Annotated in this window: 15 protein-coding genes; 7 read left to right on the top strand and 8 right to left on the bottom strand. The window is 63.8% G+C overall.

Features of this window, described 5'->3' with window-relative positions; translation table 11 throughout:
- Nucleotides 1-81: 81 nt before the first annotated feature.
- The 4 genes from H040_RS14625 to H040_RS14610 form a co-directional block, all read right to left on the bottom strand.
- Nucleotides 82-486, bottom strand: a complete 405-nt coding sequence (locus tag H040_RS14625; protein WP_027918072.1) for an META domain-containing protein — start codon at nt 484-486, stop codon at nt 82-84.
- Nucleotides 483-920, bottom strand: coding sequence for a hypothetical protein (locus H040_RS14620; protein ID WP_027918073.1), 438 nt, complete (start codon nt 918-920; stop codon nt 483-485). The genes H040_RS14625 and H040_RS14620 overlap by 4 nt, the downstream gene beginning before the upstream one ends.
- Before the next feature lie 31 nt (nt 921-951).
- Nucleotides 952-1,941, bottom strand: coding sequence for a 2-hydroxyacid dehydrogenase (locus H040_RS14615; RefSeq protein WP_027918074.1), 990 nt, complete (start codon nt 1,939-1,941; stop codon nt 952-954).
- 246 nt (nt 1,942-2,187) lie between these two features.
- Nucleotides 2,188-4,947 (bottom strand): response regulator, encoded by a 2,760-nt coding sequence (locus H040_RS14610; protein WP_027918075.1) that lies wholly within the window; start codon nt 4,945-4,947, stop codon nt 2,188-2,190.
- Nucleotides 4,948-5,140: 193 nt separating this feature from the next.
- On the opposite strand from H040_RS14610, the gene H040_RS14605 reads away from it, so the two are divergent.
- The 7 genes from H040_RS14605 to H040_RS14575 all read left to right on the top strand — a co-directional run bounded on the left by H040_RS14605 (nt 5,141) and on the right by H040_RS14575 (nt 13,512).
- Entirely contained in the window at nt 5,141-5,857 is a 717-nt protein-coding gene (locus H040_RS14605; protein ID WP_027918076.1) for a response regulator transcription factor, read from the top strand.
- Between the two features lie 3 nt (nt 5,858-5,860).
- Nucleotides 5,861-7,297, top strand: coding sequence for a sensor histidine kinase (locus tag H040_RS14600; RefSeq protein ID WP_027918077.1), 1,437 nt, complete (start codon nt 5,861-5,863; stop codon nt 7,295-7,297).
- Nucleotides 7,298-7,391: 94 nt separating this feature from the next.
- Entirely contained in the window at nt 7,392-8,291 is a 900-nt protein-coding gene (gene cysM, locus H040_RS14595; protein ID WP_027918078.1) for a cysteine synthase CysM, read from the top strand.
- Nucleotides 8,292-9,650: a 23S rRNA (uracil(1939)-C(5))-methyltransferase RlmD gene (gene rlmD / locus H040_RS14590; protein ID WP_027918079.1), complete on the top strand. Its 1,359-nt coding sequence runs from the start codon at nt 8,292-8,294 to the stop codon at nt 9,648-9,650.
- Nucleotides 9,651-9,746: 96 nt separating this feature from the next.
- Nucleotides 9,747-11,987: a GTP diphosphokinase gene (relA, locus tag H040_RS14585; protein ID WP_027918080.1), complete on the top strand. Its 2,241-nt coding sequence runs from the start codon at nt 9,747-9,749 to the stop codon at nt 11,985-11,987.
- Nucleotides 11,988-12,111: 124 nt separating this feature from the next.
- A complete protein-coding gene (gene mazG, locus H040_RS14580; protein WP_027918081.1) occupies nt 12,112-12,945 on the top strand; it encodes a nucleoside triphosphate pyrophosphohydrolase in 834 nt (277 codons plus the stop codon).
- Nucleotides 12,946-12,972: 27 nt separating this feature from the next.
- A complete protein-coding gene (locus H040_RS14575; RefSeq protein WP_027918082.1) occupies nt 12,973-13,512 on the top strand; it encodes a DUF2058 domain-containing protein in 540 nt (179 codons plus the stop codon).
- Nucleotides 13,513-13,570: 58 nt separating this feature from the next.
- On the opposite strand, the gene H040_RS14570 is transcribed toward H040_RS14575, so the two are convergent.
- The 4 genes from H040_RS14570 to purM all read right to left on the bottom strand — a co-directional run bounded on the left by H040_RS14570 (nt 13,571) and on the right by purM (nt 16,388).
- On the bottom strand, nt 13,571-13,753 hold the full coding sequence (locus tag H040_RS14570) for a hypothetical protein (RefSeq protein WP_027918083.1): 183 nt from the start codon (nt 13,751-13,753) through the stop codon (nt 13,571-13,573).
- Nucleotides 13,754-13,957: 204 nt separating this feature from the next.
- Nucleotides 13,958-14,668, bottom strand: coding sequence for a DUF3108 domain-containing protein (locus tag H040_RS14565; protein ID WP_027918084.1), 711 nt, complete (start codon nt 14,666-14,668; stop codon nt 13,958-13,960).
- Nucleotides 14,669-14,676: 8 nt separating this feature from the next.
- Nucleotides 14,677-15,330, bottom strand: coding sequence for a phosphoribosylglycinamide formyltransferase (gene purN / locus H040_RS14560; protein ID WP_027918085.1), 654 nt, complete (start codon nt 15,328-15,330; stop codon nt 14,677-14,679).
- Nucleotides 15,330-16,388 carry a phosphoribosylformylglycinamidine cyclo-ligase gene (purM, locus tag H040_RS14555; RefSeq protein ID WP_027918086.1) on the bottom strand — a complete coding sequence of 353 codons (1,059 nt, stop codon included), beginning with the start codon at nt 16,386-16,388 and terminating at the stop codon, nt 15,330-15,332. Before purM ends, purN begins: the two co-directional genes overlap by 1 nt.
- Nucleotides 16,389-16,584 lie beyond the last annotated feature (196 nt).

Raw genomic sequence — 16,584 nt, 5'->3', positions numbered from 1 at the left:
AGCTGCAAGCTGCAAGTAAAGGCAGATTGGTGTTCACTCTGCTTTTTCTTGCGGCTTGAAGCTCGCAGCGTGCAGCTGTATTCAGCCTTCCTCAGGCCAGAAGCGCAGCGGCTTGCCTTCGGCCGGCCAGAAGCGCATCTGTTCGATGGGCGACACGTCCCAGCGCTGCACGGTCTCCAGCGCCTGCAGGAAGTGCTTTTCCTGTTCCATCAACGCCGGTGCGCACAGCTTGCGGGTCTTGCCGACCTTGCCGAAGCTCAGGTGCTCACCGTCCAGCGTATACGGCGCAAACCAGTGGTTGCAGCCGGCGTTGCCGTAGGCGCGGCCATCGCTGGCCAGGGTCAGGGTCAGGTGGCTGTAGTCGATCAGCGGACGCTCGCCGATCCATTCCAGCACGTAGCTGCGCTCCTGCTGCAGCTTTGAAGGTTCGGCGGCACAGCCGAGCAGGCCGGTGGCAATCAGCGCGCCGGTCAGCAGATTCTTCACTCGGCGCTCTCCTGGCAACGCGGGCACAGGTGTTTGTCGCCGCGGCTGGCCCAGCCCAGCTCGGTGATACGTGCGCTGGCAGCCGGCTGACGGGCCGCCTTGCCGAGTTTGGCGTCGACGGCGAACTCGACGTCCAGCACCGCGTCGCAGCTGTCGCACTCAACCTTCCAGGTAAGAATCTCCAGCTCGTTGAACACCGGGCCGCTGGCCACGGCAACCCACTGGCCGCGTGGGTTGATCAGGTGGCGCACGCTCTCCACGGTCAGGCGCATGGCCAGGTCCTTGCTGCCCTTGAGGGTCACGATCAGGACATCGCCTTTGTGCATCGAGCCGCCGTTGCCGGTCACCTGATAACGGCCAGGAACCAGGGCACGGCACTCGATCAGGGTGTGTTGCGGGTTGAAAAGGGTGTAGCGAAAATCGTGTTCGACCATGGGTCCTCCAGAAATGCCGCGTATCCTAGCATCAACCGCTGACCAGATTCTGCGGATTACCCGCCGCCCAGCGGATGATGTTGTCCAGGGTGGTGGCGGCGATTGCGTCCAGTGCCTCACGGGTCAGGAATGCCTGGTGAGCGGTGATGATCACGTTGGGGAAGGTCAGCAGCCGCGCCAGCACATCATCCTGCAGTGGCAAGTCGGAACGGTCCTCGAAGAACAGTTGGGCTTCCTCTTCATAGACGTCCAGGCCCAGGTAGCCGAGCTGGCCGCTTTTCAGGGCGTCGATCAGTGCTGGAGTGTCGACCAGTGCACCGCGGCCGGTGTTGATCAGCATTGCGCCCGGTTGCAACTGGCTCAGGCTTTGCGCATTGATCAGGTGCCGGGTGTGCTCGGTCAGGGGGCAGTGCAGGCTGATGATCCGCGCCTCGCGCAGCAGTTCGGGCAGGTCCAGGTAGCGGGCCCCCAGGGCCAGCAGCTCCGGGTTGGGGGAGGGGTCGTACGCCAGCAGCTGGCAGCCGAAACCGGCCATGATACGGGCGAAGGCAGCGCCGATCTGGCCCGTGCCGACCACGCCAACGGTCTTGCCATGCAGGTCGAAGCCGGTAAGCCCGTGCAGGGTGAAGTCCCCTTCGCGGGTGCGGTTGTAGGCGCGGTGCAGGCGGCGGTTGAGCGCCAGGATCAGGGCCACGGCATGTTCGGCCACGGCATGCGGCGAATAGGCCGGCACGCGCACCACCGCCAGGCCAAGGCGCTGCGCCGCCGCCAGGTCGACGTGGTTGTAGCCGGCCGAGCGCAGGGCGATCAGCCGTGTGCCGCCATCGGCCAGGCGCTGCAGCACCTGGGCGTCGAGCTCATCGTTGATGAAGGCGCAGACAACCTCGTAGCCCTTGGCCAGGGCGGCAGTGTCGAGGGTCAGGCGGGCGGACTGGAAGTGCAGGTCCAGGGCGCTGTCGCCAGTGGCCCGGGTGAAGCTTTCCTGGTCGTAGTGCTGGCTGCTGAACAACAGAACGCGCATGGTGAGGGGTTTCCTTTGTGGTGCATGTCTTGGGTTGTGTGGCGCCTGCGAGATCGAGCGCCGTCCGCACGGCGCATCGCGGATAAATCCGCTCCTACATTTGTTGCAACGTGGCCATGCCTTTAAGGCCAGGGCTGGCAACCATGGCGTAACCGCTTCGGCACGTTGCAAAAAATGTAGGAGCGGATTTATCCGCGATGCGCCGCGCGGGCGGCACTCGATCTCACAGGCGCTAAAACGCTCAAATCAGGCACTCAACCGCGCCTGCGCCGCCAGCCGGTTGATCGCCGCATCCAGTTCGTCCAGCGCCTGCTGTGCCTGCGGGCTTTCCTGCTTGAGCAGGGTCTCGCTACGCTGGCAGGCCGCGCGCAGCTGGGGTACGCCGCAATAACGCGAGGCACCGTTGAGCCGGTGCACCTGCTCGATCAGTGTCTCGCTGTCATCCGCCTCGCGTGCGGCGCGTATCGCCTGGCGGTCGCTTTCCAGCGACGCCAGCAGCATGGCCAGCATGTCGGCAGCCAGGTCCGGCTTGCCGGCGGCCAGTCGCAGGCCTTCATCCGGGTCCAGCACCGGCAGCTCATGGCTGTCGCCAGGCTGCTCGCTGGCCTGCTCCAGCGGCGATGCGCCCAGGCTCAACCCCGTCCACTTCATCACCACCTGGGCCAGCTGCCGTTCGCTGATCGGTTTGGTCAGGTAGTCGTCCATGCCGCTGTGCAACAGGGCACGTTTCTCGTTGGCCATGGCATGTGCGGTGAGGGCGACGATCGGCAGAGGGTTGCTACTTTGGGTCTTTTCCCACAGGCGGATCTGTTCGGTGCAGGCGCGCCCGTCCATGCCTGGCATCTGCACATCCATCAGCACCAGGTCGAAGGGCTCCGCCTGCACCGCTTTTACGGCGGCATAGCCGTTGTCGACCGCCAGCACTTCGGCGCCCAAGTCTTCGAGCAGCGTCTGTACCAGCAGCAGGTTGGCTGCATTGTCGTCAACGCACAGTACCTTCGCCCGGCGCTGGTTGCTGTTGGCCAGCCCCGGCTCTGCCAGTGGCCGGCGCGGTTGCACCAGCTCCAGCAGCAGACGGCGCAACTTGCGCGTGCAGGTCGGTTTGGACAGCAGCTGGCCATGGCTGTTAGGCAGGTAGGGGTGGTACAGCGCCTGCTCGGTGGTCGGGCACAGCACCACGCACTGGCAGCGCAAACGCTCCAGTTGCTGGTTGTACTGGCCAAGCTGCTCTGGCGAAAGTGTGCCCAGGTTGGCGCCGAGCACTGCGAACTCGAATGGCATGCCGGCCTGGAAGCCCGCCTGCACACCCTGCAGCAACTGGTCGTAGGAGGCGAACAGGCTGACGCTAAGGCCGCAGTCTTCGAGTTGATGCTCCAGGGCCTGGCGCGCCAGCTCATGGCCATCGACGATTGCCGCTCTGCGGCCGAGCAACGGTTGCAGTGGCTGCTCCTCGATATCGTCATGGGCCTTGGGCAGGCTCAGGCTGATCCAGAACTGCGAGCCTTCGCCCGGCGTGCTGTCGACACCGATCTCACCGCCCATCTGTTCGATCAGGCGTTTGGAAATGACCAGTCCCAGGCCAGTACCACCGGGCTGGCGGGCCAGCGAGTTGTCGGCCTGGCTGAACGCCTGGAACAGGGTGCGCACGTCCTGCGGGGACAGGCCGATGCCGGTGTCCTGCACGCTGATACGCAGCTGGGCGCTGTCTTCCTGTTCGTCATCGAGCATGGCCCGGACGACGATGGTGCCTTCACGGGTGAACTTGATCGCGTTGCTCACCAGGTTGGTGAGGATCTGCTTCAGCCGCAACGGGTCGCCGACCAGCGACGAGGGCGTGTCGCGGTAGATCAGGCTGAGCAGTTCGAGCTGTTTGGCGTGGGCGGCGGGGGCGAGGATGGTCAGGGTGTCCTGGACCAGGTCGCGCAAATTGAACGGGATGCTGTCGAGCACCAGCTTGCCGGCTTCGATCTTGGAGAAGTCGAGGATCTCGTTGATGATCCCCAGCAGGTTGTCGGCGGACTTTTCGATGGTGCTCAGGTAGTCCAGCTGCCGCGGGGTCATCTCGCTCTTCTGCAGCAGGTGGGTGAAGCCAAGGATGCCATTGAGCGGCGTGCGGATTTCATGGCTCATGTTGGCCAGGAACTCCGACTTGATGCGGCTGGCCTCCAGGGCCTCCTTGCGCGCCATGTCCAGCTCGATGTTCTGGATCTCGATGGTTTCCAGGTTCTGGCGGACATCCTCGGTGGCCTGGTCGATGCTGTGTTGCAGTTCCTCGTGGGCCCCGTGCAGGGTCTCGGCCATGCGGTTGATGCCGCGGGCCAGTTCGTCCAGTTCATGGCTGCCCATGGCCGGCAGGCGTTCGTCGAGGTGGCCGTCCTTGAGCTGGTTGACCGCATGCTTGATGCGGGCGATCGGGTCATTGATGGTGCGGCTCATGCGCATTGCCAGCAAGCCGCTGAGGCCCAGGCAAGCGAGGATCAGCAGCACGCTGGTGAACAGGTTGCGGTAGCCGCGCAGCAACATGCCGTCGTGTGACAGTTCGATCTCGACCCAGCCGAGCAGGCGCTCGGCCTCGGCCGGAATGGCATCGGTGGCCAGGTCGCGGTGGTGCCCGAACACCGGCATCAGGTAGCGGGTGGCGTCGTTGCCGGTGCGCTGCAGCAATTGCGTGCCGGTACCACCACTGGGCGCTTGGTTGATCATGCTCGGGCCGGCATGGGCCAGGCGGCTGCGGTCGGGGGCGAGGAAGGCCACTGCGCGCACGTCGGCCTGTTCCAAGGTCTGCGCGGCGATACGCTCCAGCTGGGCAGGCGTCTGCCGTGCCAGGGCCGGTGCGGCCAGCGGTGCCAGTTGCTCGGCGAGCATCTTGCCGCGCTGCAGCAGCTGGGTGCGCAGCTGGTCTTGCTGCAGCCAGGTGAAATAACTGCCCAGCACCAGTGCCATCAGGCTGGCCGGCAGCAGCGCCAGCAGCAGCACGCGGCTTCTGATTCCCAAACGATCGAGCACACTCGCCTCCTGTGATGTGCCTGGACGCCGTCGTCACTGCGACGGACCAAAGCGGAAAGTTACTCCGCTGGCTGCGCTAATGCACTCTTTGTATAGCTTTTCATTGCCTGGCCAGGGCGCTGGTCGCAAGGCGGTTGCCTGGACGGTGAGCATGCACAATAATTGCGCAACTGAGAATGGATGGCAGTTGCCAATGAATCCTGTAACTAATTACGCCTCCCGCATCCTGGCCATCGAGGACGACCCGGTCCTGGGTGCCTACCTGCACGAAGAGTTGCAGCGTGGCGGCTTCCAGGTCACCTGGTGCCGCAACGGCCTGGAGGGCCTGGAGGCGGCCGGTCGGCAAGCCTTCGACGTGGTACTGCTGGACATCCTGCTGCCAGGCCTCAATGGCCTGGACGCTCTTGCCCGGCTGCGCCAACACAGCGCCACGCCGGTCATCCTGATGTCGGCGCTGGGCGCCGAGGCCGATCGTATCAGCGGCTTCCAGCGTGGTGCCGACGACTACCTGCCCAAGCCCTTCAGCATGGCCGAGCTGCAGGTGCGCATTGAAGCGATCCTGCGCCGGGTTGCCCTTGAGCGTCGTCATCAGCCGCCGCTGGAGTCTGCCGGAAGCGAGTTGCACTTCGACGAAGGCCTGTGTGATGTCAGCCTGGGTGGCCAGCCAGCCGGCATGACTCCCACCGAATACCGCCTGTTCGACACCCTCTACCGCAATGCCGATGAAATGTTGAGCAAGGCCTTCCTTTACCAGCAGGTGCTGCAACGTGGCTATTCGCGGCACGACCGCAGCCTGGACATGCACGTCAGCCAGATCCGCCGCAAGCTCAAGGGTATCGGCTACCACGAGCGTCAGATCCGCACCGTGTGGGGCAAAGGGTACGTACTGAGCGTCGGCGAAGCGGAGTAAGCCATGCTTGATCGCCATTCGCTGTTCTGGAAGCTTGCCATCCTGCTGGTGGGCTTCTGCCTGTTGATGATCGGCCTCAGCTACACCTGGGGCCGGCATATGGAAACCCAGAACGCCTTTCTCGACGAGCCGGCCCGCCAGGTGCTGCGCGACTATGCCAGCGAGGCGGAAAAGGCCTGGCGCGGCGGTGGGCGCGAGGGGCTGGACCGCTGGGTGGCGGCGATGCACCAGCGCGAGCACGGCTGGGTCGGTGTGCTCGACCTCAACCTGCGGCCCCTCGACAGTGCCATGCTCGGCCCCCAGATCATGCAGCGGCTCACTCGCCTGCGTGGTGTCGACTGGCCCATGAGCCGGCGCAGTGTCGACCAGCCGTGGTTGCGCATTCCGTTCCCCGGTGCGCCGGAGCAGGGCATGCTGGTGATGGAACTGCCGCATCGGCTCAATCCTGGCCACTATCGGGTGTTCTGGCAGATCATCACCAACGGCATCATCCCCGGCCTGTTCACCTTGCTGCTGTGCGTCGGCCTGTACCGCATGCTGATCGTCCCGCTCAACCAGCTGCGCGAGCAGGCCAATGCCTGGCGTGCCGACCAGCTTTGCGCACGCCTGGATTCCCGTACTACGGCCCGGCACGATGAGCTGGGCGAACTGGCCCGTGCCTTCGATCAGATGGCCGAGCGGCTGCAAGGCACGGTGATGATGCAGCAGCAGTTGCTGCGCGACCTGTCCCATGAAATGCGCACGCCGCTCAGCCGCTTGCGCGTGGCCTGCGATGGCGAGACCGACCTTGAGCGCCTGCGTGAGCGCCTGAGCCGCGAGGTGGACGGCATGCAGCAGTTGGTCGAGAACACGCTGCAGCTGGCTTGGCAGGATGCCGAACGCGCACCGATGAACCTTGAGCCGATCCAGGTTCAGGCGCTGTGGGACCTGCTGAGCGAAGACGCCAGCTACGAAAGCGGCTGGTCGCCCGAGCGGCTGCGCTGCGAGCTGCCGGGTACTTGCTGGGTGCAGGGCAACCTCAACCACCTGGCCCAGGCCTTGGAGAACATGCTGCGCAATGCCATCCGCCATTCGCCGGAAAACGGCCTGGTGCGACTCGGCGGGCAGCGCGAGGGCGGGTATTGGCGTTTGTGGCTGGAAGATGATGGCGGCGGCGTGGCCGATGAGCATCTGGAGCGGATCTTTGCACCGTTCTCCCGGCTTGATGGCTCGCGGCCGGGGGATGGCGGATTTGGCCTGGGGCTGAGCATTGCTCGCAGCGCCATTCAGCGTCAAGGCGGCACACTGTGGGCGGAGAATGGCAAGCGCGGGCTGCGCCTGTGCATGCGCTTGCCGGCTCATGTGCCGGGCTCTGTGCCCCACAGGTACAACACTGTGCTTGATAGCGGCGCTGCCCTTGTTGAAGCAGGCTTGCCGGCGAAGCAGGCGGCGCCGTTATAGCTTGTAGCTATAGCGACCACAGATTGCGTGATATGGCCAGAAGGGGTTTGCCGGTATGATAGGCACCCCTGCCGTCCGGATTGTGAAATACGCCATGACCTTGCAGTACCCAACCATCGCCGATTGCGTCGGCAATACGCCCCTGGTTCGCCTGCAGCGCATCGCTGGCGAAACCAGCAACACCCTCCTGCTCAAGCTCGAAGGTAACAATCCCGCCGGCTCGGTGAAGGACCGCCCGGCACTGTCGATGATCACTCGCGCCGAACTGCGCGGCCAGATCAAGCCAGGTGACACCCTGATCGAAGCCACCTCCGGCAACACCGGCATCGCCTTGGCGATGGCGGCTGCGATCAAGGGTTACAAGATGATCCTGATCATGCCTGACAACTCCACCGCCGAACGCAAGGCCGCGATGACCGCCTACGGCGCCGAGCTGATCCTTGTGACCAAGGAGGAGGGCATGGAAGGCGCCCGCGACCTCGCCGAGAAGCTGCAGGCCGAAGGCCGTGGCCTGGTCCTGGATCAGTTTGCCAATGGCGACAACCCGATCGCCCACTACAACAGCACCGGCCCGGAGATCTGGCAGCAGACCCAGGGCAGCATCACCCATTTCGTCAGCTCCATGGGCACTACCGGCACCATCATGGGCTGCTCGCAGTACCTCAAGGAGCAGAACCCCAACGTGCAGATCGTCGGCCTGCAGCCGATGGAAGGCTCGGCCATCCCGGGTATCCGCCGTTGGCCCGAGGAGTACCTGCCGAAGATCTTCGATGCCACGCGTGTCGACCGCGTGATGGACATGTCCCAGCAGGAAGCAGAAGACACCACCCGCCGCCTCGCTCGCGAAGAGGGCATTTTCTGTGGCGTGTCTTCCGGTGGTGCGGTGGCAGCCATGCTGCGCCTGTCCCGCGAAGTCGAAAACGCCGTGATGGTCGCGATCATCTGTGACCGCGGCGACCGCTACCTGTCCACCGGCCTGTTCGACCCGAGCTAAATGTCCAAGAAAAAAAGCAACAGCGGCCTGCGCTTCCAGCCAGCCGGCGGCAACCGCACGCCCCAGGTCCCCGTGGGCAAGAAACAGCGCCTGGATATCGAGCGCCTGGCCGGTGACGGCCGTGGCATCGCCTTCCTCGAAGGGCGCACCTGGTTCGTCAGTGGCGCCCTGGCCGGTGAAGCGGTCGAAGCGCGCGTGCTCAATGCCCGTGGCAAAGTCGTCGAGGCGCGCCTGGAGCGGTTGCTGCAGGCCAGCCCCGAACGCCGACAGGCGCCGTGCCGTCACTACGAGCGTTGCGGCGGCTGCAACCTGCAACACCTGCCCCACGACGCCCAGCTGGCGCTCAAGCAGCGCACCCTGGCAGAACAGCTGCAACGGGTGGCCGGCGTGCAACCGGAAGAATGGGCCGCGCCCCTCAGCGGGCCGGAATTCGGCTACCGGCGCCGGGCGCGGGTGGCAGTGCGCTGGGACGTCAAGGCCAAGCACCTGGATGTCGGCTTGCGTGCCGAAGCCAGCCAGGAAATTGTCGCCATCGATGACTGCGCCGTGCTGGTACAGCCTTTGCAATCTATTCTTCGCCACTTGCCGACCGTGCTGCGTTCGTTGGGCAAGCCGCAAGCGATCGGCCACGTGGAGCTGTTCAGTGGCACTGCCGAAGCCGTGCTGGTGCGTCATGTGGCACCGCTGCCAGCCGACGACCTGGCGCGCCTGCAGGCGTTCTGCGACGAGGCCAGGGCGCAGCTCTGGCTGCAAGGCGAGGGTGAGCCGGCACCCGTGGATGCCAAGGCGAAACTGGGCTTTGCCCTGGAGCCTTGGCAGCTCGAACTGGCCTGGCGCCCGGGCGACTTCGTCCAGGTCAACGCCCAGGTCAACACGGCGATGATCGAGCAGGCCCTGGCCTGGCTCGCACCGCAAGCTGACGAGCGCGTACTGGACCTGTTCTGCGGCCTGGGCAACTTCGCCCTGCCGCTGGCTCGCCAGGCACGTGAAGTGGTGGCGGTGGAAGGTGTGCAGGCCATGGTCGATCGGGCCGCGGCCAATGCCCGGAACAACGATGTGCATAACGCCGCGTTTTTTCAGGCCGATTTATCGCAGCCTTTGGCAGGCGCCGGATGGGCCGCCGAAGGCTTTTCTGCGGTACTCTTGGATCCACCGCGCGACGGTGCATACGAGGTGGTGCAAGGCATCGCCCGCCTCAACGCCAAGCGCTTGGTGTATGTATCGTGCAACCCGGCCACGCTGGCGCGAGACGCCCAGGTGCTGGTCGGCCAGGGGTACCGGTTAAAAAGGGCCGGGATTCTCGACATGTTTCCTCAGACGGCGCATGTCGAAGCCATGGCGTTATTCGAAGCGGGCTAGCAGGCTGGCCCCTTGGTGCGGCTTCCACGGAAGCGAAGCTGCACGGTGATAGCCAGTGCACCCGTGCGGTGCGCTGTATGGAAAGGTAAAACAAAGATGGTACAGGTGAGAGTGCACCAGCCGGTCAACACAGACGGCAGTATCAATCTCGAAGCATGGCTGGATCACGTGGTGAGCGTCGATTCGGCACTGGATCGCGTGGCCCTGAAAGAGGCCTGCGAGTTCACCCAGGAAATCGAAAAGAAGGGCAACCCGGCCAAGCATTCATGGGCCGATGGTACGTCCAGTTATCAGGCTGGCCTTGAGATCGCCGAAATCCTCGCCGACCTCAAGCTCGACCAGGATTCGTTGGTCGCGGCGGTGATCTATCGCTCGGTGCGTGAAGGCAAGGTGACCCTGGCCGAAGTCGGCCAGCGCTTCGGCCCGGTGGTGTCCAAGCTGATCGACGGTGTGCTGCGCATGGCCGCCATCAGCGCCAGCCTCAGCCCGCGGCAGTCACTGGTGCTGGGCTCGCAGGCGCAGGTCGAGAACCTGCGCAAGATGCTCGTGGCCATGGTCGACGACGTGCGCGTGGCGCTGATCAAGCTGGCCGAGCGTACCTGTGCGATCCGGGCGGTAAAAGCAGCCGATGACGAAAAACGCCTGCGCGTGGCACGTGAGGTGTTCGACATCTATGCGCCGCTGGCTCACCGGCTGGGCATCGGCCACATCAAATGGGAGCTGGAAGACCTGTCCTTCCGCTACCTGGAGCCTGACCAGTACAAGCAGATCGCCAAGCTGCTGCACGAGCGCCGGCTGGACCGTGAGCGCTTCATCAGCGATGTGATGAACCAGTTGCAGAACGAGCTGCTGGCCACTGGGGTCAAGGCTGACATCAGCGGCCGGGCGAAGCACATCTATTCGATCTGGCGCAAGATGCAGCGCAAAGGCCTGGAATTCAGCCAGATCTACGACGTGCGTGCGGTGCGCGTGCTGGTACCGGAGGTGCGTGACTGCTACACCGCGCTGGGCATCGTGCACACCCTGTGGCGGCACATCCCCAAGGAATTCGACGACTACATCGCCAACCCCAAGGAAAACGGCTATCGCTCGCTGCACACTGCGGTGATCGGCCCCGAGGGCAAGGTGCTGGAAGTGCAGATCCGTACCCACGGCATGCACGAGGAAGCCGAGCTTGGCGTCTGCGCCCACTGGCGTTACAAAGGCACCGACGTCAAGCCAAGCTCCAACCACTACGAAGAGAAGATCTCGTGGCTGCGCCAGGTGCTCGAATGGCATGAGGAGCTGGGCGACATCGGTGGCCTGGCCGAACAGCTGCGGGTCGATATCGAACCGGACCGGGTTTACGTGTTCACCCCGGATGGCCACGCCATCGACCTGCCCAAGGGTGCCACACCGCTGGACTTCGCCTACCGCGTGCACACCGAGATCGGCCACAACTGCCGTGGGGCCAAGATCAACGGGCGCATCGTGCCGCTCAACTACAGCCTGCAGACCGGCGAGCAGGTAGAGATCATCACCAGCAAGCACGGCAATCCAAGCCGTGACTGGCTGAACTCGAACCTGGGCTACGTCACTACCTCGCGGGCGCGGGCCAAGATCGTCCACTGGTTCAAGCTGCAGGCGCGTGACCAGAACGTCGCTGCCGGCAAGACCTTGCTCGAGCGCGAGCTCAGCCGCCTGGGCCTGCCGCAGGTGGACTTCGAACGCCTGGCCGAGAAGACCAACGTCAAGACCGCCGAAGACATGTTCGCCTCGCTCGGTGCCGGCGACCTGCGCCTGGCGCACCTGGTCAACGCCGCCCAGCAGTTGCTCGAGCCCGAACGTATCGAGCAGATCGAACTGGTACCGCGCAAGCCCACCGGCCCGCGTACCGGCAAGCGTGGCGACATCCAGATCCAGGGCGTCGGCAACCTGCTCACGCAGATGGCCGGCTGCTGTCAGCCGCTGCCGGGTGATGCCATCGTCGGCTATATCACTCAGGGGCGCGGCGTCAGCATCCACCGCCAGGACTGCGCCTCGGCGCTGCAGTTGGCCGGGCGCGAGCCGGAGCGCATGATCCAGGTGAGTTGGGGCCCGATCCCGGTGCAGACCTATCCGGTCGACATCGTCATCCGCGCCTACGACCGCCCAGGGCTGTTGCGCGACGTGTCGCAGGTGCTGTTGAACGAGAAGATCAACGTGCTGGCGGTCAACACCCGCTCGAACAAGGAAGACAACACCGCGCTGATGTCGCTGACCATTGAAATTCCGGGCCTGGATGCGCTGGGGCGCTTGTTGGGGCGGATTTCGCAGTTGCCTAACATCATCGAGACGCGGCGTAACCGTACCCCTTGAGATCGCGGCGCCTGATTCGCGGGCAAGCCCGCTCCCACAGGAACGGTGCATACCTTGAATGTGCACAAGACCCTGTTGGAGCGGGCTTGCCCGCGAAGAGGGCTACACCGAAGGACCTGCTTATATGACCTACACCCTCGAAGACCTGCTGCACCTCATGGCTCGCTTGCGTGACCCGCAGTACGGCTGCCCATGGGACCTCAAGCAGAACTACGCGAGTATCGTCCCGCACACCCTCGAAGAGGCGTATGAAGTCGCCGATACCATCGAGCGCGGCGATTTCGAGCACCTGCAGGGCGAGCTGGGTGACCTCTTGTTCCAGGTGGTCTACTACAGCCAGCTGGCCCGGGAAGAAGGGCGTTTCGAATTTGACGGTGTGGTCGACAGCATCACCCGCAAGCTGATCCGCCGTCACCCCCACGTATTCCCCACAGGCGAGCTGTACGCGCCGCTGGACACGCCCAGCCTGAGCGAGGCCCAGGTCAAGTCACGCTGGGAGGAGATCAAGGCCGAGGAACGCGCCGAGAAAAGCACCCCTGAACAACTGTCGTTGCTCGATGACGTGCCGGCGGCATTGCCGGCGCTGTCGCGGGCGGCCAAACTGCAGAAGCGCGCGGCCACCGTCGGTTTCGACTGGCCAGCGGCGCTGCCGGTGCTGGACAAGGTGCGCGAGGAGCTCGACGAAGTGTTGCAGGCCATGGCCGACAACGACGCCGACGCCCTTGAGGATGAAGTCGGCGACCTGCTGTTTGCCGCCGCGAACCTGGCCCGCCACCTCAAGCAAGACCCGGAAAGCGCCCTGCGCCGCGCCAACCGAAAGTTCGAGCGGCGTTTCCGCTTCATTGAGCAGGCATTGCGCGACAGCGGCCGGCCGATTGAAAATTGTAACCTTGACGAGCTGGACGCCCTCTGGGGCGAAGCCAAACGTCAGGAAAAGAACCTGCCCAGCTGCGGCTGAGCTGTTGCATAAGTGAGTGAACATTCAATGAGCCTTTCCCTTCGCGACCAATTGCTCAAAGCCGGTCTGGTCAACCAGAAACAGGTCTCGCAGACCAACAAAGCCGAGAAGAAACAAAAACGCCTGGAGCACAAGGGCCAGGTCGAAGTCGACGACAGCCAGCAGCGCATCGCCAAGGAGGCCATGGCCGAGAAGGCCAAGCGTGACCAGGAGCTGAATCGCCAGCAGCAGGAAAAGGCCGAGCAGAAGGCCCGTGTGGCGCAGATCAAGCAGTTGATCGAAGCCACCCGCCTGCCCAAGCTGACCACCGAGGACTACTACAACTTCGTCGACGACAAGAAGGTCAAGCGCATTGCCGTCAACGCCTTGATGCGCACCCGCCTGAGCAATGGCGCGCTGGCCATCGTGTCGCATGCCGGTGGCTACGAAGTGATCCCGCGCGAGGCGGCGGTGAAGATTCAGGAACGTGACCCGAACCGCATCCTGCTGCTCAATACCCATGTCGAGGAGGCGGACGAGGACGATCCGTACGCGGCCTACAAGATCCCGGACGATCTGATGTGGTAAACACGAAAAACCCCGCCTTGGCGGGGTTTTTTATTGGAAGACTGTGTGAGTGCAGGGATCATTGCGTGTTGCGCTGGTTTTCCAGGTTTTCGAGCTCCACCCGGTACTGGTGAGCTTCATGTTCATTGTGGAACATACCTACCAGCTGGCCTTGTTGGTGCACATCCCAGATCCGCACGCCAGCGGCCAGGCCTTCGTGGGACATTTTCGATTCGTCGCGTTCGGTTACTTGGACTGTCATCGTTAAACTCCACTGCTTGAGTTGGCTGCGACACGGTGTCGCACAACCCCTTTATAGAGTTTGTTAGCAGGCTAAGTAAATAAAACGGGCATGAAACAAGTTTCATGAAGGCCCGTAAGCGGTCAGCTTTGCAGGAGCGGCCACCATCCGGGCACAAAAAAGCCCCGCACTGGCGGGGCTCCGGAGATTGCGGGCTGTAGCGGATCAGTTACCCTTCACCGACTTGCCATCGACTGTGCCATCCTGCAGCACGATGACGTATTCCTTGCCATCGGTTTCGACCTGGCGCAATTGCACCAGCAAGTAGTCCCAATCCTTGGCGAACCACAGTTCGGTGATGCGCTTGCTCTGGCTCGGATCGCGTACGCGTTCGACCTTCACCGCTTCGACCTGCCCGGTCTTGGTGGTGACTTTCTCGGTGCCCAATACACGGAAGTCGTAGGCGTCGATCTCGTCACCGTCGACCACCTGGTAGGTCATGCTCTTCTTGCCAGCGGCCACATCGTGTTGCAGGGCCAGCTGGTAGGACGATTTGTCCAGCACACCGCGGTTGAGCGGCAGGCTGATCGCATCGCCGCGATCGCTACCGGTGATTTTCTTGCCACTCCAGTCGAAGGTCAGGTCGACTTTCTTGGCCTTGCCCAGGCCGCCACGTTCGAAGTGGTACTTCTGTGGCAGCAGGGTATCGTTGTCCAGGCGCAGGGTGCTTTGCTCGGTCAGGCTGGCGATCATCATGGAAGCCTTGAAATTAAGGTCCCAGGTACCGTTGGCATTCTTGACCAGGCTGCGTTCGGCAGTGCCGCTCATGGGCAGCTGCTTCCAGTCAGCGGTGTAGCTGGCCGAGAACGGCTTCAGGTCAGCTGCCTGGAGAGGCAGGGCGAGCACAGCGAGAGCCAATAGCAGGGCGCGACGCATAAATTCTCCTAGGGTCGGATCAAGTGACCACTGGCCGGCAGCGGTTGGTCATCCAGTAAGGCACCCTGTTCACCCAGGCGCAAACGCCCTTGGGCAAACCAGTGCACCGCCAGCGGGTAGATCTGGTGTTCCTGATGGTGGACCCTTTGGGCCAGGCTTTCCACCGTGTCGTCAGACAGCACCGGTACCACAGCCTGTACGACCAGAGGCCCGCCATCGAGTTCCTCGGTGACGAAGTGGACGCTGCAGCCATGCTCGGCGTCGCCTGCCTCCAGTGCCCGGCGATGGGTATGCAGGCCCTTGTAGCGGGGCAGCAACGACGGGTGGATGTTGAGCAGGCGGCCCTGGTAGTGGCGCACGAAGTCGCCACTGAGGATGCGCATGAAACCGGCCAGCACCACCAGGTCCGGGGCAAAGCCGTCGATGCGCGCCATAAGCGCGGCATCGAAGGCTTCACGACCGTCGAACTGGGTGTGGTCGAGCACCACGGTGTCGATACCGACCGCCAGGGCCCGTTGCAGGCCATAGGCATCGGCGCGGTTGGAAACCACCGCGGCGATGCGCACCTGGCTGTCCTGCGTGCGGCAACGGTCGATCAAGGCTTGCAGGTTGCTGCCGGAACCCGACAGCAGTACCACAACATTGCAGGGCTTGCTCGGCATCAGTGTGCCTTGAGGTTCTGCAGTTCGACCTGGGCGGCGCCTTCGGCGGCTTCGGCGATGTGGCCGATGACCCAAGGCTGCTCGCCGGCGGCGCGCAGTTCGTTCAGGGCAGCTTCAACCTGGTCCTGGGCAACGCAGATGACCATGCCGACGCCGCAGTTCAGGACGCGGTGCATTTCGTGCTCGTCGACGTTGCCTTTTTCCTGCAGGAAGTCGAATACCGCCGGGCGCTGCCAGCTGGCCACGTCAACCACGGCCTGGGCGTTCTTCGGCAGTACGCGCGGGATGTTGTCCAGCAGGCCGCCGCCGGTGATGTGGGCCATGGCCTTGACTGCGCCGGTGTTCTTGATCAGCTGCAGCAGCGGCTTGACGTAGATGCGGGTCGGCGCCATCAGCAGGTCGGTCAGCGGCTTGCCGTCGAGCTGGGTGTTTTCGATGTCGGTGCCGGACACTTCGAGGATCTTGCGGATTAGCGAGTAGCCATTGGAGTGCGGGCCGGAGGAAGGCAGGGCGATCAGCGCGTCACCGGTGGCAACCTTGGAGCCGTCGATGATCTCGGCCTTTTCCACCACGCCGACGCAGAAGCCGGCCAGGTCGTAGTCTTCGCCTTCGTACATGCCCGGCATTTCGGCGGTTTCGCCGCCAACCAGGGAGCAGCCAGCCAGTTCACAGCCGGCGCCGATGCCGGTTACCACGGTGGCGGCGACGTCAACGTTCAGCTTGCCGGTGGCGTAGTAGTCGAGGAAGAACAGCGGCTCGGCGCCGCAGACCACCAGGTCGTTGACGCACATGGCGACCAGGTCCTGGCCGATGCTGTCGTGCTTGTTCAGGTTCAGCGCCAGGCGCAGCTTGGTGCCGACGCCGTCGGTGCCGGAGACCAGCACCGGCTGCTTGTAGCCGGCCGGGATCTCGCAGAGGGCGCCGAAGCCACCCAGGCCACCCATGACTTCAGGGCGTGCGGTGCGTTTTGCCACGCCCTTGATGCGTTCGACCAGTGCTTCGCCGGCGTCGATGTCTACACCGGCGTCCTTGTAGCTCAGGGAGGGTTGCTTGCTCATTGATCCAGGCCTTTAAGAGGGAGGGATTCGTAAAAACGACCATGACGGCCAAGGCCGGCTGGGAAGCGGCGGCTGCCTGAAACGTCAGTGGTCTGTGAAGGCGCGCGATTTTATCAGGGTTGCCGTGCAGCGGCCATCCTCAGGCCGACGGGCAGGGCGGTTAATTGCTGAAAAAGGTGTGCGGGTGGTTGATACG

It is taken from the genome of Pseudomonas sp. URMO17WK12:I7, assembly GCF_003269045.1.
GTDB lineage: Bacteria > Pseudomonadota > Gammaproteobacteria > Pseudomonadales > Pseudomonadaceae > Aquipseudomonas > Aquipseudomonas putida_J.
The sequence above is the reverse complement of the archived record's forward strand: the minus strand, read 5'-3'. Positions and strand labels throughout refer to the sequence as shown.